This is a genomic window from Thalassolituus marinus, assembly GCF_020320395.1.
Taxonomy (GTDB): domain Bacteria; phylum Pseudomonadota; class Gammaproteobacteria; order Pseudomonadales; family Oceanobacteraceae; genus Venatoribacter; species Venatoribacter marinus.
Map to the genome: position 1 here is coordinate 1 of NZ_JAEDAH010000029.1, position 18,505 is coordinate 18,505.

18 protein-coding genes are annotated in these 18,505 nt (G+C 51.7%); 13 read left to right on the forward strand and 5 right to left on the reverse strand.

The window, feature by feature from the left end; all coding sequences use genetic code 11:
* Positions 1 to 117 precede the first annotated feature (117 nt).
* Both ilvN and I9W95_RS06120 read right to left on the reverse strand, forming a co-directional pair.
* Positions 118 to 609, reverse strand: a complete 492-nt coding sequence (ilvN, locus tag I9W95_RS06115) for an acetolactate synthase small subunit (protein ID WP_225672916.1) — start codon at positions 607 to 609, stop codon at positions 118 to 120.
* Between the two features lie 2 nt (positions 610 to 611).
* Entirely contained in the window at positions 612 to 2,336 is a 1,725-nt protein-coding gene (locus I9W95_RS06120) for an acetolactate synthase 3 large subunit (protein ID WP_225672918.1), read from the reverse strand.
* A 547-nt stretch (positions 2,337 to 2,883) separates the two neighbouring features.
* On the opposite strand from I9W95_RS06120, the gene I9W95_RS06125 reads away from it, so the two are divergent.
* Positions 2,884 to 3,354 carry a DUF4124 domain-containing protein gene (locus I9W95_RS06125; RefSeq protein ID WP_225672921.1) on the forward strand — a complete coding sequence of 157 codons (471 nt, stop codon included), beginning with the start codon at positions 2,884 to 2,886 and terminating at the stop codon, positions 3,352 to 3,354.
* A gap of 3 nt (positions 3,355 to 3,357) precedes the next feature.
* On the opposite strand, the gene pgeF is transcribed toward I9W95_RS06125, so the two are convergent.
* The gene (pgeF, locus tag I9W95_RS06130) at positions 3,358 to 4,086 is read right to left on the reverse strand and encodes a peptidoglycan editing factor PgeF (protein ID WP_225672923.1); all 729 of its coding nucleotides are present in this window, start codon (positions 4,084 to 4,086) and stop codon (positions 3,358 to 3,360) included.
* Positions 4,073 to 5,026 carry a 23S rRNA pseudouridine(1911/1915/1917) synthase RluD gene (gene rluD / locus I9W95_RS06135; protein WP_225672925.1) on the reverse strand — a complete coding sequence of 318 codons (954 nt, stop codon included), beginning with the start codon at positions 5,024 to 5,026 and terminating at the stop codon, positions 4,073 to 4,075. Before rluD ends, pgeF begins: the two co-directional genes overlap by 14 nt.
* 108 nt (positions 5,027 to 5,134) lie before the next feature.
* Between rluD and I9W95_RS06140 the strand changes: the two genes are divergently transcribed.
* Together I9W95_RS06140 and I9W95_RS06145 are read left to right on the forward strand one after the other, a co-directional pair.
* Positions 5,135 to 5,956, forward strand: coding sequence for an outer membrane protein assembly factor BamD (locus I9W95_RS06140; protein WP_225672927.1), 822 nt, complete (start codon positions 5,135 to 5,137; stop codon positions 5,954 to 5,956).
* A 71-nt stretch (positions 5,957 to 6,027) separates the two neighbouring features.
* Positions 6,028 to 6,261: a DUF2798 domain-containing protein gene (locus I9W95_RS06145; protein WP_225672929.1), complete on the forward strand. Its 234-nt coding sequence runs from the start codon at positions 6,028 to 6,030 to the stop codon at positions 6,259 to 6,261.
* A gap of 64 nt (positions 6,262 to 6,325) precedes the next feature.
* On the opposite strand, the gene I9W95_RS06150 is transcribed toward I9W95_RS06145, so the two are convergent.
* Positions 6,326 to 7,948 (reverse strand): NAD+ synthase, encoded by a 1,623-nt coding sequence (locus I9W95_RS06150; protein WP_225672931.1) that lies wholly within the window; start codon positions 7,946 to 7,948, stop codon positions 6,326 to 6,328.
* 90 nt (positions 7,949 to 8,038) lie between these two features.
* Between I9W95_RS06150 and I9W95_RS06155 the strand changes: the two genes are divergently transcribed.
* The 10 genes from I9W95_RS06155 to I9W95_RS06200 all read left to right on the forward strand — a co-directional run bounded on the left by I9W95_RS06155 (position 8,039) and on the right by I9W95_RS06200 (position 18,419).
* Positions 8,039 to 9,580, forward strand: coding sequence for a sensor histidine kinase (locus tag I9W95_RS06155; RefSeq protein ID WP_225672933.1), 1,542 nt, complete (start codon positions 8,039 to 8,041; stop codon positions 9,578 to 9,580).
* A gap of 4 nt (positions 9,581 to 9,584) precedes the next feature.
* Positions 9,585 to 10,934, forward strand: a complete 1,350-nt coding sequence (locus I9W95_RS06160) for a sigma-54-dependent transcriptional regulator (protein WP_225672935.1) — start codon at positions 9,585 to 9,587, stop codon at positions 10,932 to 10,934.
* Positions 10,935 to 11,039: 105 nt separating this feature from the next.
* Complete coding sequence (locus I9W95_RS06165) at positions 11,040 to 11,609, forward strand: GspH/FimT family pseudopilin (RefSeq protein ID WP_225672937.1); 570 nt, start codon at positions 11,040 to 11,042, stop codon at positions 11,607 to 11,609.
* Between the two features lie 116 nt (positions 11,610 to 11,725).
* Positions 11,726 to 12,253 carry a pilus assembly PilX family protein gene (locus tag I9W95_RS06170; protein WP_225672939.1) on the forward strand — a complete coding sequence of 176 codons (528 nt, stop codon included), beginning with the start codon at positions 11,726 to 11,728 and terminating at the stop codon, positions 12,251 to 12,253.
* A gap of 17 nt (positions 12,254 to 12,270) precedes the next feature.
* Entirely contained in the window at positions 12,271 to 12,645 is a 375-nt protein-coding gene (locus I9W95_RS06175) for a hypothetical protein (RefSeq protein ID WP_225672942.1), read from the forward strand.
* Positions 12,642 to 16,037 carry a PilC/PilY family type IV pilus protein gene (locus tag I9W95_RS06180; RefSeq protein WP_225672944.1) on the forward strand — a complete coding sequence of 1,132 codons (3,396 nt, stop codon included), beginning with the start codon at positions 12,642 to 12,644 and terminating at the stop codon, positions 16,035 to 16,037. Before I9W95_RS06175 ends, I9W95_RS06180 begins: the two co-directional genes overlap by 4 nt.
* Positions 16,024 to 16,527: a GspH/FimT family pseudopilin gene (locus I9W95_RS06185; protein WP_225672947.1), complete on the forward strand. Its 504-nt coding sequence runs from the start codon at positions 16,024 to 16,026 to the stop codon at positions 16,525 to 16,527. The genes I9W95_RS06180 and I9W95_RS06185 overlap by 14 nt, the downstream gene beginning before the upstream one ends.
* Complete coding sequence (gene pilV, locus I9W95_RS06190; RefSeq protein WP_225672949.1) at positions 16,518 to 17,102, forward strand: type IV pilus modification protein PilV; 585 nt, start codon at positions 16,518 to 16,520, stop codon at positions 17,100 to 17,102. The genes I9W95_RS06185 and pilV overlap by 10 nt, the downstream gene beginning before the upstream one ends.
* Entirely contained in the window at positions 17,099 to 17,971 is an 873-nt protein-coding gene (locus tag I9W95_RS06195; RefSeq protein WP_225672950.1) for a PilW family protein, read from the forward strand. Before pilV ends, I9W95_RS06195 begins: the two co-directional genes overlap by 4 nt.
* On the forward strand, positions 17,964 to 18,419 hold the full coding sequence (locus I9W95_RS06200; protein ID WP_225672952.1) for a type IV pilin protein: 456 nt from the start codon (positions 17,964 to 17,966) through the stop codon (positions 18,417 to 18,419). Before I9W95_RS06195 ends, I9W95_RS06200 begins: the two co-directional genes overlap by 8 nt.
* Positions 18,420 to 18,505 lie beyond the last annotated feature (86 nt).

The window sequence follows — 18,505 nt, forward strand, 5'->3', positions numbered from 1 at the left end:
ATGGGTACCGGGACAACGACTACTTCTTTTTGAAAATCAAAGCGGCGTTTCCCGGTAAAGTGCGATGAACCATAAAAAAGCCCTCCGAAGAGGGCTTTTCTGACTGCGCCTGAATAATTACAGGCTCAGAATTTTCTCACCGCGTGAGATACCGGATACACCGGTACGCACGGTTTCCAGTACACAACCCGGACCAATAGCTTCAATGAAAGCTTCCAGTTTATCGGTAGTGCCTGTCAGCTGAATGGTGTAAACGCTGGCCGAAACATCCACGATCTGGCCACGGAAAATATCCGCAGTACGTTTAATTTCAGCACGCTGGGCACCGACAGCCTTCACTTTAATCAGCATCAGTTCACGCTCAATATGAGCACCTTCAGACAGGTCAACCAGCTTCACAACCTCAATCAGTTTGTTCAGCTGTTTGGTGATCTGTTCAATCTTACGATCATCACCACTGGTGGTCATGGTCAGACGCGACAGCGTGTTATCTTCCGTTGGCGCCACAGTCAGGGTTTCGATGTTGTAACCACGCTGTGCGAACAGACCAACTACGCGGGACAGTGCGCCCGGCTCGTTTTCCAGCAGAATCGAAATAATGTGTCTCATGATCAGGTCCGCTCCGTCTTGCTCAGCCACATATCGCGCATGGAGCCAGTCGGCACCTGCATCGGATATACGTGCTCATGCTCATCAACAGCAACATCGAGGAACACAAGACGGTCATTGTATTTACCGAAGGTGTCTTCCAGCGCCTGTGGCAGCTGATCACGGTTCTCAACGCGGATACCCACATGGCCATAAGCTTCAACCAGCTTGATGAAGTCAGGCAGAGATTCCATGTAAGAGTGTGAGTGACGGCCTTCATAGTTCATATCCTGCCACTGACGAACCATGCCCAGAGAGCCGTTGTTCAGACACAGGATTTTTACCGGAATGCCGTACTGCAGACAGGTGGAAAGCTCCTGAATATTCATCTGAATAGAGCCTTCACCGGTTACACATACAACCATTTCATCCGGGAAGTTCATCTTAATACCCATGGCCGCCGGGAAACCGAAGCCCATGGTGCCCAGACCACCGGAGTTGATCCAGCGGTTTGGCTTATCAAACTTGTAGTACTGCGCAGCGAACATCTGATGCTGACCAACGTCCGAAGTTACATAAGCGTCGCCCTTGGTGGCTTCCCACATGGCTTCGATCACTTCCTGCGGTTTCATCAGACCGTCTTCGTTCTTTTCATAACGCATCGCATGACGCTGGCGCCATTCGTTGATCTGTTTCCACCAGGCTTCCAGTGCTTCTGCATCCGGCGTTTCACCGGCCTCATCCAGCAGCGCTGTCATTTCATCCAGAACACTACCTACCGGACCAACAATCGGAACATCGGCAATAATGGTTTTGGAGATAGACGACGGATCAATATCAATGTGAATGATCTTGGCATCCGGACAGAACTTGTTGGTTGCGTTAGTTACACGGTCGTCAAAGCGCGCACCGATGGCCAGAATCACGTCGGCGTGATGCATGGTCATGTTCGCTTCATAAGTACCGTGCATACCCAGCATGCCAACAAAACGCTCGCCAGTGCCCGGGTATGAACCCAGACCCATCAGGGTGTTGGTACATGGGAAGTTCAGACGATCAACCAGCGCACGCAGCTTGTCTGAGCTGCCATCCAGGATAACACCACCGCCAGCGTAAATAATCGGACGCTTGGCTTTCAGCAGCATCTCTACGGCTTTCTTGATCTGGCCGGAGTGACCACGCTGTGGTGGCGTGTATGAACGCAGCTTAACTTTTTTCGGATACGCATATTCATAGCGTTCGTTAGGCATGGTCATATCTTTCGGGATATCGATAACAACCGGACCCGGACGACCAGTGCTGGCAATGTAGAACGCCTTGGCAACCAGCTCAGGAATGTCTTCCGGGCGGGTTACGCTGAAGCTGTGCTTAACGATCGGACGAGACACACCCAGCATGTCGGTTTCCTGGAAGGCGTCATCGCCCACCAGATGGCTCATTACCTGACCAGAGATAACAACCATTGGAACAGAATCTGTAAAGGCCGTCGCAATACCGGTAATGGTATTGGTCGCGCCAGGGCCAGAGGTGACCATAACCACACCTGGCTTGCCGGTCGCACGAGCGTAGCCATCAGCCATGTGAGCAGCAGCTTGCTCGTGACGGACCAGTACGTGTTTTACGGCGCTTTGTTTGTAAAGTGCATCGTACACGTGCAGCAGCGAGCCGCCCGGGTAGCCGTAAATATATTCAACGCCTGCTTCGTGCAGTGCACGAACCAGCATTTCACCGCCGGAAAGTAATTCCACCGTACTATCCTCTTTCACATACTCCATCGTTGGAGCTTGGGTAACTAAATTCACAATACGATTTGAGCCAGAAACAACTTAGGCTCTCTCAGGCTGGATGATTAACTTGTAGTTACTCATCAGGTGCTCGCTGCCTGGTCGAGGACGCCGAGTCTGAAACCGGACCGGAGATAACCGGGTCCGAAGCTGTGTATGTCAGTCGGCTGGGCACTGGGTGTATGCGGGGCCGTCTGGCAAAAGCGGCATAATTTTAGCAGGTCAGCCTCTTAAGTCCAGTAAAAATGCCGCGTAAATCCTTGACAAATCACGTGGTTTTTATAACCGTGCGACTAACGGCGTGTTGACTCAACACTGACCCTGTTTGCAATCGCGGCGCAGCAGAATATGCTGGTATCAACGCTGCCCTGAGCGGATCAGGTGCGATCGCAAGACGGTTCTGTTGAATGGTTCTGCCGGGATTGTACCCCACTGTCGGAACAGCGTTTTCCAGCGCCGGGCCGCTACGATAAACACAGTCGCAACAGCGACGACTGAAACGGATTTAAGTATGTCCAGACTCCTGCTTGCGATGACCCTCACGACTCTGGTCGCGGCGACGACCGCCAATGCCGCGGACAAAATCTACCGCTGGACCGACGAGAGCGGACAAACCCACTTTTCTGCCCAGCCACCAGCAGACAAGCGTGACAGTGCTCAGGAATACAAGCCGAGCTACACCCGACCAACCGCCGGCAGTCAGGAATATCGGATCAACACCGAAAACTACCGCACACAGAAAGCGGAAGCTGCAGCGAAAAAAGCCGAAGACGTGGCGGCAAAACAGGCGGTAAAACCTTCGTTACCAAAAGAAGAAATGGAGGAACAGTGCAGAAAAGCCCGCGAGTACAAACTCGCTCTGTCATCGAATTATTCCCGTCGTTTCCTGCAGGAAGATGGTGAATATCGTCCCCTGACAGACGAACAACGCGCGGATAAACTGGAAAAAGCCGATGCCATGATCAAGGCATACTGCCAGTAACGCTCAGCGGGCCAGCCAGATCAGGCTGGCCATTCTGCCGGTCTGGCCATCACGGCGGTAGGAATAAAACAGCTCACGCTGCGTATAGGTACACAGATTTCCACCCGTTATATCCCGCACACCGGCAGAGTTAAGCTGCTGACGAGCCAGACCATACAGGTCGGCAAACAAGCGATCCCCCCTCCCCTGACGAAAATGCCCGCTATCCGCCCAGGGAAAACTGCGCGCAACTTCAGGCCCCACCTCAAACGCCTGCGGGCCGATTGCAGGGCCCAGGTACACCCGCACAGCCGCAGGGTCGGGAAAAGTTGCCAGCGTATTCAGCAACACGCCATCCGCCAGCCCTCGCCACCCGGCATGAGCCGCTGCAACCTGAGTCCCCGCATCATCGCAGAACAGGACGGGCAGACAGTCGGCTGTCATAACAGCACATGCCAGGCCCTTATCTTGAGTAAAACCAGCATCGGCAGTCAGGGTAACGGAGCCGGAGCAGGCCCTGGCAACATCGGCACTGTGGATCTGTTCCAGCCACTGAATTGCGCGTACGTCGGGCAATGAAGCCAGCAGCGCATGCCTGTTAAGAGCAACATGCTGCGGCTTGTCGCCAACATGAAAGGCGAGATTATTAGTATCCCACGGAGCGCTGGAACAGCCGCCCGAGCGGGTGCTGACGACGGCACCAACCCCCGCAGGAAGATCCCATTGGGGAATAAAAAACTCAGCGTTCGGCATCAGCTTCCAGCGCTGCCAGCAATTCTTCGAAGTCTTCTGGCAACTCAACTTCCCACTCCATCCAGTCGTCGGTGGCGGGGTGAATCAGACCCAGTTTGCGGGCATGCAATGCCTGACGCGGAAAGCGCACCAGCAGTTCACGTAAATCCTGACCAATACCTTTTGCCAGACGGGCACGTGTTGAGTAGGTAGTATCGCCAACCAGCGGATAACCAATATAAGCCATATGCACACGAATCTGGTGAGTACGGCCAGTTTCCAGCTTCAGTCGGATGTGAGTGTGGGTGGGGAATTTTTTCAGCACACGATAATGAGTGACCGCTTCCTTACCCATCGGATTTACCGCCATTTTGGTACGTTGGGTGCCATGACGGCCAATCGGCTCATCAACCTTACCACCACCCGTCATATGCCCTACGACGACGGCTTCGTATTCACGCCCCATGGAGCGATCCTGCAATTGGCCAACCAGGTGATGCTGAGCCTGCAGGGTTTTTGCTACCACCATAAGGCCCGTTGTGTCTTTGTCCAGACGGTGAACAATACCGGCACGCGGAACGTTTTCCAGCTGCGGGCAATGGTGCAGCAAGCCATTCAGTAATGTACCGTCGTGATTACCGGCAGCCGGGTGCACAACCAGGCCCGCCTGTTTGTTGATCACCAGAATATCGTCATCTTCGTAGACGATATCCAGATCAATCTCCTCTGGCTGCCAGTCGCCTTCAGGTGTCAGCTCAGCATTGATGGTCAGAGTCTCCCCCCCCACCAGCTTGTCACGGGCACGAATGACGTTACCATCCACCGTCAGCTGACCGTCTTTGATCCACTGCTGCAAACGTGAACGGGAGTAATCAGGGAATAATTGTGCGGCCACCTGATCGAGGCGTTTATTTCCCAACTCAAAGGGAACTTCTGCGGTGTGGGAAATCTGATTGGTCATAACATCTCGGAATTCAGTGGACCCTTGCTGTCCCTGTTGGGAGCAATGCAGGTCTGTGTTTTAATACGGCGCTTGCCAAGATTATATCGACAATCAGGAATTCACTCCATGAACACCCGCTGGCTGCTGGTTATTTTTGCTGTTCTGCTGACAGCCTGTTCCTCAACTGAGAAGAAACCCGACGAACTGACCGAGCGCGAATACTATAGCGATGCACGCGAAGCCCTCGACAACGAGAACTACATGATCGCGCTCGACCGTCTGAATCTGCTGGAATCACGTTATCCGTTCGGCAGCTATGCCGAGCAGGCACAGCTGGAGAAGATCTACGCCTATTACATGACCGCCGATCTGGACAACGTACTGGCCAATGCTGAACGCTTTATTCGTCTGCACCCACTGCATACTCAGGTGGACTACGCCTACTACATGCGCGGCCTGGCGACCTATGAAATGGGCTTCGCCTTTGTCGAGCGTTACGTTGACACCGATATGGCCCAGCGCGACCCGGAACCTCTGCGCGACGCCTTTAACCACTTTTCCGAGCTGCTGACCCGTTTCCCGGACAGCCCGTATGTCGCTGACGCTCAGGCTCGCATGATTTATCTGCGTGAGCGCCTCGCCTCTCACGAACTGGTGTCGGCGCGCTACTACATGAAGCGCCATGCCTATATGGCTGCAGCCAATCGTTGTGCCAAAGTGATTAAGCACTACCAGAAAACCCCGGCGGTTGCCGATGCGCTGGCCATTCAGGTGGAAGCTTACCGTGCGCTGGGCATGCAAAGTGATGCAGACCAGGCATTGGCTTTACTGACTCTGAACTACCCGCAACACGCGCAGCTGGTTGAGGGCGAATTCGTTGATTCCGGTCTGGCGCAGGTCGATCGTCGTTCATTTATCAACATCATCAGTTTCGGCCTGCTGGACTGATCGCGGCGCAGCGCATAATATAACTCACTGGTTATCAAGCCCGGTTTGTCGGGCATTATCCGGTGAGTTATATGCTGCAACCCAAACACACCCCTGTTGTTTTCGCCTTTCTGATGTCCTGCTGCATGGCTGCTCTGGTATCTGCCATTGTGACCGCAGTTAATACCGGAATGGACCATGGTTTTATCAGTCGCTGGCTGTCCAGTTATCTGGTTGCCTGGCCGGTGGCCTTCGTTTCTCTGCTGTTGCTGAAAGAAGTGGTGCTGAAGTGGGCCGCGCGAATCACCGGCGCCAGCAAACAATAAAAAAGGCCGCATCTGCGACCTTAAATGATTTTCTAACAGAAGTCTGAGCCTGTGTCAGAAATACTCAGACACCGGCTTTCCAGCCATTGGTCACCGGATAACGACGATCACGGCCAAAACCGCGCTGGGTCACACGCACACCAATCGGTGCCTGACGGCGCTTGTATTCATTTACATCCACCAGACGCAGCACACGCATCACATCATCACGCAGGAAACCGGCACTGATGATGGCCTCTGCGCTCATATCACGCTCGATATAACGCTCCAGAATCGCATCCAGCACCGGGTAGGCTGGCAGGCTGTCTTCATCCACCTGATCCGGTGCCAGTTCGGCTGATGGCGGACGATCAATGACGCGTTGCGGAATCACCGCTTCAATGGTGTTGCGGTACTCAGCCAGGGCAAAGACCTTGGTTTTGTAAACGTCTTTCAGTGCGCCATAGCCACCAGCCATGTCGCCGTACAGCGTGGCATAGCCTACAGCCATCTCACTCTTGTTACCTGTGGTCAGCACCATGTAACCGGTCTTATTGGAGATCGCCATCAACAGCACACCACGACAGCGTGACTGCAGGTTTTCCTCGGTGGTATCCACCGGCAGGCCGTCAAACTCAGTTGCCAGGCCAGCCATAAATTCACGGTACATAGCCTCAATGGAGATCGACTGATAATTAACCCCCATACGCTTAGCCTGCTCTGCCGCATCTTCTTTACTCATATCCGAGGTGTAGGCAAACGGCATCATAACGGCTTTAACGCGCTCAGCCCCCAGAGCGTCTGCAGCAATGGCCAGAGTCAGCGCCGAGTCGATGCCACCGGACAAGCCGAGGATAACGCCTTTAAAGCGGTTTTTATTGACGTAATCGCGAACGCCCAGCACCAGCGCCTGGTAGAGGCTGGCCAGCTCGTCATTATGTGCGACAACAGAATCTGTCGCGGCAGTCAGCGTGCCATCGGCAAAGGTCACCAATCCCAGAGCTTCTTCATAAGCCGGCATCTGCAGAACCGCTTCGCCATTCGCCGCCACGGCAAACGACGCGCCATCAAAAACCAGCTCGTCCTGACCACCTACCTGATTAACGTACAACAGCGACAGATTGTGGTTCTGCGCGTGATTGGACAGTAAGCCCATGCGTTCAGGCTGTTTGCCCATATGGAAAGGTGATGCATTCAGGTTCAGAACCAGCTCTGCGCCCAGTTCTGCGCTCTGCGCCACCGGCCCTTCGTGCCAGATGTCTTCGCAGACGGTGAGAGCTATGCGGGTGCCACGCCAGTCTATGACACAAGCCTGGTCACCCGCAGCAAAGTAACGCTCTTCGTCAAAGACCTGATAATTGGGCAAGTGTTGCTTGGCGTATTGCCCGAGCATCTCACCATCAGCGAAGAAGCCCGCACAGTTATACAAGCGCCCTTGTTCACGCCAAGGATAACCAACAGCAATGGCAATCTCCGCGCTCGCCGCTTTAATCCCATTCAGTGCCGCTTCTATGCGCGTTTGCAGACTGGGTCGCAGCAACAGATCTTCAGGCGGGTATCCTGTCAGCGCTAACTCACTGAAAACAATCAGCTCTGCGCCTTTCGACTGTGCCTCGCGGGCCATTTTTACGATAAGCTCTGCGTTACCAGCGATATCGCCAACGAGAAAATTCTGTTGTGCCAGAGCAATGGTAAGTGACTGCGTCATAGTGTCGGGGTACCCTCACGAATTTGCGCGATATTGTCTGGAAATTAACTGGCTGGTGCAATGAGTATCCGGCCTCAGGGAGAGATTTACGTGTTCAGGTGGCTACAACAAAAAGACCTGATTGTGCAGGGCAAACGCCTGTTGCGCCTGTACAGCTATTATTCCCTGTTCCTTGCCCTGCTGCTGCTGATTACTGACTCTATCGACAGTCAGAACATCATTATGGGCGGCCGCTTACCGCACATATTCCTCATTGCATCATCCCTGTATGTCGTCATTGCAGCACTGTTTGCCGCTGTAGCCTCCCGAGAGCCTGACCCACAGCAGGCCACCAGCTACGTTTTTATTGAAATCGCCTTGCTGGTCACCCTGATGCACGCCTCCGGTGGCCTTGAAACCGGATTTTCCAGTCTGATCCTGATTCCGGTCGTTATCGCCAACCTGCTGGCACCCGGCATTCTTGGTTACGGCGTCGCCGCCTGGACCACCATTGCAGTGCTCTACAGTCAGCACATAGCGCCGTTCAGCTCACTGCAGGCACAGGAGGTAGTGAACTCAGGTCTGTACGGTGCTTTGTGTTTTGTTCTGGCCTGGGTGACTCAAACCCTGTCGCGCCGACTCAACAGTGCTCTTACCCTGGCATCGGACCAGGCCGACCGTCTGCAACGATTACAGCGCCTGAGTCAGCAAGCGCTGCTGGAACTGCCGGAAGGTATCATCGCCTGCGATGCCAATGAGCGTATTCTGTTTTTTAATCGCCGGGTCAATAACTGGTTCAACCTGCAGGAACAACAACCTCTCCCCGCTACCTTACGGAATATTCAGGGGGAGGTTCATATCGCCAACGACCAGAGCACGCTGATTGTGCGCAAAATTCGTTTATCCGGCGATGCGAATGGCGACTTTCTGTTGCAGATAGAAGATTCTTCGCGAATTTCGGCCCAGGCTCAACAGCTCAAACTGGCATCTCTGGGGCGACTGACCGCATCCATTGCCCACGAAATACGTAATCCGCTGAGCGCCTTACGACAAGCTTCGCAATTACTGTCTGAATCGCCCGAAATTGGTTTGAACGACTTGCAGCTCACACGCATGATCGAGCAACACAGCATGCGCATAAACCGCACCATCGAGGATATTCTGCAGCTGTCCAGACGTCGCCAGTCGGTGCTGCAGCCGATCGAACTATCCGTCTGGCTGAGCGATTTTGCACGCCTGTTCCGCCAGCTGACCGATGGCCAGCAATATCAACTGAATATTCACTGTCCGCAGAACGTAAAGATTCTGTTTGACCCCAACCAGTTACAGCAGGTTCTTGATAACCTGTGCGCTAATGGCCTGCGCTACGCCATCAAATCCTCGCCAGACAATGCCAGGCTGACACTGGTTGTGACGCCAGTTAACAGTCTGCAGGTTCAGCTGGACGTCATTGATAATGGCAGTGGCGTTTCAGGCGAACAACGGGCGCATCTTTTTGAACCCTTTTATACCACCGAACACCATGGCACCGGACTTGGCCTGTATATGTGCCGCGAGTTGTGCGAAGCCAACCAGGCCAACATACAGTATCACCCGATTCCAAACGGAACCTGCTTCAGGATTCTGTTGAAAAACGCACCGATTCAGGAATGAAGACATGAACCGATATGCCGCGCTGATCATTGATGATGAACCGGATATCCGCACACTGATCAGCATGACGCTGCAACGTATGGACCTGGACTGCTACCAGGCCGCCAACGTCAGCGAAGCGCTCAGTCTGCTGCAACAACGCCCTTACCACTTTTGCATAACCGATATGAAACTGCCGGACGGCAATGGTCTGGATATTATTGAGCTGTGTAACAACCGCTATCCGGATATGCCGATCGCCATGATTACCGCCTACGGCAACATGGAACTCGGCGTAAGCGCACTGAAAGCTGGCGCTTTCGATGTGGTTGCAAAGCCCATTGATACCGAGCGCCTGCGTGAGCTTGTTAAAGCCGCCCTGCAACTGACCCGGGTACCGGCCAATCTGGACACCATTCCATCTGGCAATGGTTTGCTGGGTACCTCCCCGGGCATGCAGCAGCTGAAAGAGCGTATTTACAAAGTCGCACGTACTCAGGCTCCGGTCTTTATTCTGGGCGAGTCCGGTACAGGTAAAGAACTGGTAGCGCGTCTGATTCATCATCAGAGCGCTCGGGTGGAGCAGCCTTTTATTGCAGTAAACTGCGGCGCTATACCGCGTGATCTGATGGAAAGTGAATTCTTCGGCCACCAGAAAGGCAGCTTTACCGGTGCCACCAGCGATAAAGCTGGTTTTTTCCGCGCGGCTCAGGGCGGAACGCTGTTTCTGGATGAAGTCGCGGAACTGTCAATGGATATGCAGGCCAAGCTGCTGCGCGCCATTCAGGAAAAACATATTCGCAGCGTCGGCGCCGAGCAGGAAACGCCTGTGGATGTGCGTATCCTGTGTGCCAGCCACAAAGATCTGGCACTGCTGGTACAGCAGGAGAAGTTCCGCCAGGACCTCTATTTCCGGCTGAATGTGATTCAGATTGATGTACCGCGCCTGGCAGAACGCAGCGAAGACATTCCGATGCTGATCCGCCATTTTGTCCGCAAATATTCCGCTGACTGGGGGATGCCCGAATTACAGCTGGATGCCGATGCCGCCCATGCACTGCTGGAATACACCTATCCCGGCAACGTGCGGGAGCTGGAAAATATCCTCCAACGGGCGGTAACCCTGGCCGAAGGTGAAACCATCAGCCTCGCGGATCTGAATCTGCATGAAGTGGCACATGCCAGCAACACAGACACTCCGCAGGAAGAACGCATCGAAACCAACAACCTGGAAGCGTATCTGGAAAACATCGAGCGCCGCGCGATTACCCAGGCACTGGAAGCGACGCGCTGGAACAAGACCGCCGCTGCGGAAAAGCTGGGTATCAGTTTTCGCGCCCTGCGTTACCGCTGTAAAAAGCTGGGGATTGATTAGAAACTCAGCGTATTCCGACCGGGCTAAATTACTACCGGAGACCGAATCCCTGTTGAGGTAATTGCGTTACAGTCAGCAGTGGATAAGGACATCCGGAGAAACCCTATGAGCAAAGGATATGCTCTGCGCGGCCTCACACTGATTGAGACCCTGACCTGTATTGCCATTATTGGTATTACCATGACAATGGCTGTACCCGCATTAACCCGCTTCAACGAACGCATTCGTATAAGCCGTGAGTCAGCCGAGCTGCATCAGGCCATAAGCCTGGCGCGTTCGCTGGCGATTACTCAGAGAAGCCGCATTACACTTTGCCCTCTTAGCACCAGATATGAATGTACACGAGACTGGAACCAGCAGCTGACGGCTTTCAACGACTCGAACAGCAATCGCAGGGTTGACGCTGGCGAAACCATCTACAGCTCTGTCAGCGGGATAAGCCATAGCGGAGCACTGCGTCACTTCAACAGCAGCGTGATCAGCTTCGACGAACGAGGCTTTGCCGGCTTTCACACCGGCTCACTGTCGCTTTGCCATAGCAATCAAGGTGGCAACTTCAGCGGGAGTGTATTCATAATATCCCGTAACGGCCGAATACGACCCGGTACAGATCGAAATGGCGATGGCCTGCCAGAGACTCCGAACGGTAAAAACATCCCCTGCCCTTCTACCTGACGCTATAGGTCTGATCCCGAACCGTTTATAGTCAGCTCCCGACCATTAGTCGGGAGCATCTGGCTGCGCAACAGAAATCAGGTATTGTGTCAGTAAGGCAATATTCCGAGGTCTGTATGACACACCAGCTCACAAAACGATCATTGATACACCGTCATCAACGTGGTTCCGCTCTGGTTATGGGACTGGTTGTGCTCACCATGATCACCGTGACAGCCATGGTAGCCATGCAGCGCTCGACGTTGCAGCTACGCATGGTTGGCAGCATGCAACGTGATCAGCAGGTTTTCAATGCAACGTTCAATTACCTTGCCAACGGCTACTTCAAAATGACCGATTCACCGACAGATGCTATCGATATGCTGTCGGATCTTATCGGCAACAATGGCGCGGTGGATCCCTACGAGGAGTTTGGCATATCCAAACCTTTGAAGGCAGACATTGTTGGTGATGTTTCGGGCACTGTGTCCGGAGTGACGGTCACATTCAGCCCCAGCAATGTGAAGGCCAACGAAGGCAATAGCCAGGGTGGTGAAACGACCTATCGGTTTACATACCGTGCGACAGCCGCAGAAAAAGGGGCGGGCCAGATACGCTCTACCCAGGAAATTGCATTAAGCCTGGTCGCTCCTGCGATCGAGTAAAGGATGAGGAAAAAACGATGAAAAATCTTATCACTTTGTTTTTTTTAGCCCTGCTGAGTAGCCTGGCTACTGCAGATGGGCTTTTGAGCGAATATCGGATTCCATCTTCCGATCTGGTGACCTTTTCCGCTTCCGGTGCAGTAGCCAGATTGTGCGCAAACTGTGAACCGGTCAAAGTCGACTCAACCGGAGAAACGACCCTGTTTGAAATGAATCAGCAGATTGACCTTAAGCGAGCGACAGAATTGTATGTATCGCCGCAGTACGCATACGTATCACTGCATATTTATTCAGCGCAGGGGGATCTGAAACTATTCGCGCTTCGTTTTGGTCCTTTCATTGAAAATGGCGGCAGAGCTGACAACAACAGCACAGAGGAGTCCTTAAAATGAACAAGAAAATTTTAACCTTTCTCCTGTTGCTGATATCTCCTTTTGCTTTTGCAGACGATGTAGAGATCTACACAGGTAAAACAACGAATGTCTCAGACCCCAACGTTGTTTTCATCTTTGATACGTCGGGCAGTATGTCAGGCAACTACACAACAGGTCAGGATGGCTCACGGGTTACACGTCTGCAGGCATCCAAAGATGCCGCAATCAATATTATCTCGGGACTCAGTGATATCAACATCTCCGTGATGGAGTTCCAGACAGGCGAACATAACAGATCTCCGCTCAGAAATTACGGCGTCTACCGTTCTCCGGCAGGCTCTCGTGTTTACAGTGATTACGGCGGTCTTATTTCGGTACCAATGGGCTCCATTAATGACGACGACCACAAAAGCCGACTGATCAGCACCATCGACGACCTCCCTGGCGATAGCTACACCCCTCTACTGGAAAGCTATGAAGAAGCAGCACGTTACTTGCGTGGTGACGATGTAAAATACGGAAAACTGTACGGCTACATTGATTGTGAAGATAAGGAAAAAACAATTAAGGTTGATGGGTATTACACCCAGAAACAAGTGTGTGTTGAATACAGAACAGAAAAAACCTGTAAGGAGTATGGCAGCGTCTGGGTGTCTTATGGATGGTGGGGATGGTGGGAAACCCGCTGCATAGACTGGGAAACCACGGAGACTGACCGATGTGACCGCTGGGGCTGGGTTGATGACGAATGGGTTGAAGGCTACGAATATACAGACTACGTAAAGGAATGCTCAGGTACGTCCAGTCCCCAGTATTTCTACATGAGTGATACCAATTCTCTGGACGACACCACCGGAAAATACATTTCGCCTATTAACGATACCTGCCAGTCAAACCATATCGTTGTATTTACGGATGGTGAATCGTATGAGGATGACGAAAGTGACAGCACGGTTCGTACTCAGCTGAAATCTCTGCCGACCAGTACCTGGTCAGGAAAAACAGGCATCAGTAGCAGCTGTACAACCACGAACCCTATAGGTACAGGTAGCATTACCAAATATAATTCTGATAGCTGCCTGGAAGAAGCAGCTCTCTACTACTACGAAACGGATAACATCGCCGACTCAAAACTCAAGTTCGACGATAATACCGGCGTAGAATCTGTTCAGCGCATTATTACCCATACTATTGGTGGATTCCTGAATTCCAGTACCGACGGCGGTAAGGCCGCGACCGAACGCCTGGAACTGATGGCAAAATATGGAGGCGATGGCGTTGCAGGTACTGCTCAGAACTATGATGAGCTGGTCACTCAGCTGCGCAACCTGTTCTCTGAAATTGCCTCAACTGCGGGTAGCTTTTCTGCGCCATCTGTTGCAGTAAACGCATTGAATCGCCTGGAAAACTCAGACGAGCTCTACTTCGCATTGTTTGAACCAAACATAGCTAAAGGATGGACCGGAAATCTTAAGCGCTACAAACTTGGCTCTGGTGGCGACATTCTGGATGCCAATGGAAACCTTGCAGTAGACAGTTCAACGGGTTTCTTCAGTGAAAGCAGCACCAGTTTCTGGACTCAGGGCACAAGCATTCCGGACGGTGACATCGTCAATAAAGGCGGTTTTGCAAGTCGCCTTGAGGATAACCGTAAAGTAATCACCCATATTGGCAGCAGCAGCGGCACTATCGATGACTACTTATTAACAGGCACCCCTGGTAGCTTTACGATTCCTGGCAATATCACTCAAGGCTTGTTCAATACCACAATGACTGATGAAGAGTTCACCAGCATGCTGGCCTGGGCCAATGGTCTCAAGGTAAATGACTCGGGCAGTTGGGTGTACCGCCATTCTATTGAAGATCCGCTGCATAGCCGACCAGTCATCCTGCACTACGGCGTGCTGGATGATGGAGAGTCACTCGACAGTACTGTGTATTTTGGAACTAACTCTGGTTTCCTGCACGCAGTTGACTCTAATGTAGATAATCCACGTGAACGATTTGCCTATATTCCTCAGGAATTACTGCCAAATGTGTTCGAGTACTACGAGAATGGCACCCAGCTGGGTAAAGTCTATGGTCTGGATGGCCCTATCAGTTATTACCTGGCTAAAGATGAGGGCGACAGGCTGATTATCAACAGCGGAGATCAGGCTATTCTCTACGTTGGTATGCGTCGTGGAGGTAAAAGCTACTACGCGATTGACGTATCTGACCGAGACAAGCCTAAGTTCCTGTGGCAAATCAACGGTGGTAGTGGTGATTTCGCCGAGCTGGGACAAACCTGGTCCAAAATGCTGCCAATCACCATGGACCCTGCGAGCCTCGGACTCAGTGCAAGCGATGAGTCGATCAAAGTACTGGTGTTTGGTGGTGGTTACGATGCCGATGAAGACAATACCAGCACACGCATCACCCATGATCAGGGTAATGCTATTTTCATCGTAAATGCTTTGACTGGTGAACTGCTGTGGAAAGCGTCTGCGAACTCATCTGCAGACTTACGCCTGACCGGTATGACCAGCAGTATCACATCGGATATTACGCCTGTAGACAACGACGGTGATGGTAATATCGATCTTCTCTATGCGGCGGATATGGGTGGTCGTATTTGGCGCATCGATTTCCACGACGACGGTACTCAATCCGGTATCATCCTGGCAGACCTGAACGGTGGAACTTCAGCGACTAACACCCGTTTCTATACATCACCGGATGTTTCGTACATGTCGGGGCGTTATGTCGTCGGCATTGGTTCCGGATATCGCTCTCACCCTCTGGATGAAACCGTCGATGACAATTACTACGTAATCTATGATTACATGACATCTGAAAATTCAGATGAGTTGAAAGCAGAGCTGGCAACGTACGTTACAAAAGATCGTGATGATCTGGCAGATTATAATGCCTTCAGCAGTGCCAGTGACGAACAAGCCTATAACGGTTTTTACTTTGCTCTGATGGGAACCGGAGAAAAGTCTCTGACCAACTCCATTACCATTGATGGGTCCATTTATTTCACCACCTATAAGCCTGCGGACATCAACAATCAAACAAGCTGTAGCGGAAATACCGGTGAGGGTAAACTCTATATCCTTACGCTTAAGTTCGGCGAAGACAGTACTGATGATAGTGACTCTGAATGTACCGATTGCCCGACAGATCGTGAACGTCCTTCGCAGCCGAATGTTGAAATTCCGGATATCAATATTGCTTCAGGCATTCCTCCTGAGCCGGAAGTTGCCTATACAACGATTGATAAGGAAGATGACTCTGCTACTGGTTCTGGTCCTGATCCAGAACGTGAGGACTGTACTGGAACAAAAACACTATTAGTGGGCAGTGCAAGCTTCGAGCTGGACTCATGCATAACATTGAATAAGAATTACTGGCATGAAGTGGAATAATGTTCAAACCCCCTCCGCATTCCTGCGGGGGGTAACTCTGGTAGAGTTAATGGTGGTGGTCAGTATTGCGGCCATTTTACTGTCGGTTTCCATACCTTCGTTGAAAAGTATGAACGCCAATAACACCGCATCCAGGCTGATCAACGAGTTGAAACTGGACATCGGTTTTGCCAGATCACAGGCAATATCACTGTCTACTACAATTCAGATAATCCCGATCAACGGCAGCTGGAGTAACGGCTGGAGGGTACTTCAAGGCGCTACTGAATTGAGAAGTCGTGGCAGTACCAGTAACCCAATAGCAGATTCTGGCGTTATATCCTCGACGGATTACAACTCTGGTACACCCATTACATTTGATAATCGTGGACGGGCTCAGTCTACCGGCAGTCTGACTCTGCACGTTCCGTACTGCTCTGGAAACAAGGTATTTAAACTGTCCATCAATCAAATTGGCCAGCTTATTCAGCAGGAGTCCGCATGTCCTTAGTAATACAACAAAAGGGGCTGACTCTGATCGAGGTGTTAGTCACGCTGACAATCACTATTATCGGCTTGTTAGGATTGAGCACTCTGCAAACTCAGGCGAATCGTTCGACGCTCGATTCAGGAAACCGATCACAGGCCGTATGGATCATCGAGGATCTGACCAACCGCATCAGAGCAAATGATGATGCTTTGGCCAGTTACGACACTGGTGGCGTTTTTCAATGTGGGACGATGCCTACGACATCCTGTTCTGATTATAACAATGGGACAGCCAGAGTTGCGGCAGCAGCTACCTGCACTCCTGCCGAGCAGGCGAATTGGGATTTGTGGGAAGTCGCTTGCGGCTTACCCGCAAATGTAGCCTCCTCCGACTTCACCAAAGGTAGCGCTACAGATTTTATCGCAAATCCAATGCTGTCTGTTGAAGTGGATGTGGCAGAGCGCAGAGCAACCGTTGTTTTAAGCTGGGACGTGAGAACCAGCGGAATAGACGCTGATGGCAATCAGATTTATAACACCATTGCTGGCGGTGTTAGCAATGCGCGAAATCAGATATCAACGGTGATTTACCCATGAGAACATTCACCAGACAGAAAGGTATGACACTGATTGAATTAATGGTAGCAGGGGCATTAGCCATGGTTGTGTCCTACTTCATTATGAATATCATGATCAACAGTAATCGAGCTGCAGCCAGTTCCGATGGCATCTCTCAAGCTCAGGAAACCGGCCGCTTTGTCATGAGTTGGTTGGCCAAAGAAGCCAGGCGAGCAGGTTACCAACCACAAATGGACAAGCAGGATTTTATTGCACCATTTCAGCCGACATGTGCAGCAGGAGCAGCGCCTCCTCCAGCCAATAACGCGAATTGTACCTACGAAGCGACCGATGAAGTGTCCGATCGCTTGGCAGTCTCCTGGCGTTACGACGCAACCTCAACACTCACACGAGATCAGCAGGATTGCACCGGCACTGATATCTCAGCCATAGTTACCGATAAAGAAATTCTGACGGATGTTTACTGGGTGGAAGCCGATACCGGTGTCGATGGCGATGCTTATGATGATCTACTCCGTTGCGTCACTTATCGAGAGAATGGTTCAATTATCGTGAATACAACTCCTCAAACCATTGCGAATGGTGTCGAGGGCATGCAGGTGCTTTACCAGGTTGAAGAACCTACCCTTGATGCTGCCGGGAACACCGTTGACGGTAAGCGTTATATCAATGCCGATCAGGTGCAAGCACTCGGTCTTTGGGATGAAGTAAAAGCCGTCAGAATATTTGTGTTAGCCAGGGCCTTTTCCGGACAAGCGTCTACACCAGCAACAAGAAGCTATGTACTGGCAGATGCAGACCCTTATACTTTTAACAATGATCGAACTCCTCGCTACGTACAGAGTTCCACCATTGTTCTTTACAGCCTGAGACTGAACGATGACTAAGAATAATAGTGTTAATAGAAAAGTATCGCGCGGCTTTACTCTGGTCGAGCTGATGACCGTAGTCGCCATCATTGGTATTCTGATATCGGTTGCTATGCCCTGGTATGGGAACTACGTGATGCGAGGTAATCGAGCTGATGCTATCGCACCAATGCAAGCCATTATGGATGCTCAGGAGCGTTTTTATAACGACAACGTGAGTTATACCACTGATCTGCGTGATCTTGGTTTCCCATCGGCAACATACAGCTCTGCAAAAGGCTTTTACACAATCACTGCCAGCACCTGCACTGATAGCGGTGGTACAGCTCTTCCTATTACGCAATGTGTTCAGCTGACTGCTACAGCATTAGGAACACAAGTACAGGATGGTAGTCTGGTTCTGGACAGCATGGGAAAACAGCAGCGTATTATTGGTAGCGACGTATACGACTGGGATGGCGTGTAACCAATAAAAAAGGTTCATCGCATTTAAGCGTGAAAAATGAGAACGGCAGTAAAATCGGTTAAGTTTGCATTCGCCAAAACCCAAAC

Coding starts and splice junctions, on each gene's coding strand:
- ilvN (WP_225672916.1), bottom strand. CDS start 609: ATGAGACACATTATTTCGATTCTGCTGGAAAACGAGCCGGGCGCACTG.
- I9W95_RS06125 (WP_225672921.1), top strand. CDS start 2,884: ATGTCCAGACTCCTGCTTGCGATGACCCTCACGACTCTGGTCGCGGCG.
- pgeF (WP_225672923.1), bottom strand. CDS start 4,086: ATGCCGAACGCTGAGTTTTTTATTCCCCAATGGGATCTTCCTGCGGGG.
- rluD (WP_225672925.1), bottom strand. CDS start 5,026: ATGACCAATCAGATTTCCCACACCGCAGAAGTTCCCTTTGAGTTGGGA.
- I9W95_RS06140 (WP_225672927.1), top strand. CDS start 5,135: ATGAACACCCGCTGGCTGCTGGTTATTTTTGCTGTTCTGCTGACAGCC.
- I9W95_RS06145 (WP_225672929.1), top strand. CDS start 6,028: ATGCTGCAACCCAAACACACCCCTGTTGTTTTCGCCTTTCTGATGTCC.
- I9W95_RS06150 (WP_225672931.1), bottom strand. CDS start 7,948: ATGACGCAGTCACTTACCATTGCTCTGGCACAACAGAATTTTCTCGTT.
- I9W95_RS06160 (WP_225672935.1), top strand. CDS start 9,585: ATGAACCGATATGCCGCGCTGATCATTGATGATGAACCGGATATCCGC.
- I9W95_RS06165 (WP_225672937.1), top strand. CDS start 11,040: ATGAGCAAAGGATATGCTCTGCGCGGCCTCACACTGATTGAGACCCTG.
- I9W95_RS06170 (WP_225672939.1), top strand. CDS start 11,726: ATGACACACCAGCTCACAAAACGATCATTGATACACCGTCATCAACGT.
- I9W95_RS06175 (WP_225672942.1), top strand. CDS start 12,271: ATGAAAAATCTTATCACTTTGTTTTTTTTAGCCCTGCTGAGTAGCCTG.
- I9W95_RS06180 (WP_225672944.1), top strand. CDS start 12,642: ATGAACAAGAAAATTTTAACCTTTCTCCTGTTGCTGATATCTCCTTTT.
- I9W95_RS06185 (WP_225672947.1), top strand. CDS start 16,024: ATGAAGTGGAATAATGTTCAAACCCCCTCCGCATTCCTGCGGGGGGTA.
- pilV (WP_225672949.1), top strand. CDS start 16,518: ATGTCCTTAGTAATACAACAAAAGGGGCTGACTCTGATCGAGGTGTTA.
- I9W95_RS06195 (WP_225672950.1), top strand. CDS start 17,099: ATGAGAACATTCACCAGACAGAAAGGTATGACACTGATTGAATTAATG.
- I9W95_RS06200 (WP_225672952.1), top strand. CDS start 17,964: ATGACTAAGAATAATAGTGTTAATAGAAAAGTATCGCGCGGCTTTACT.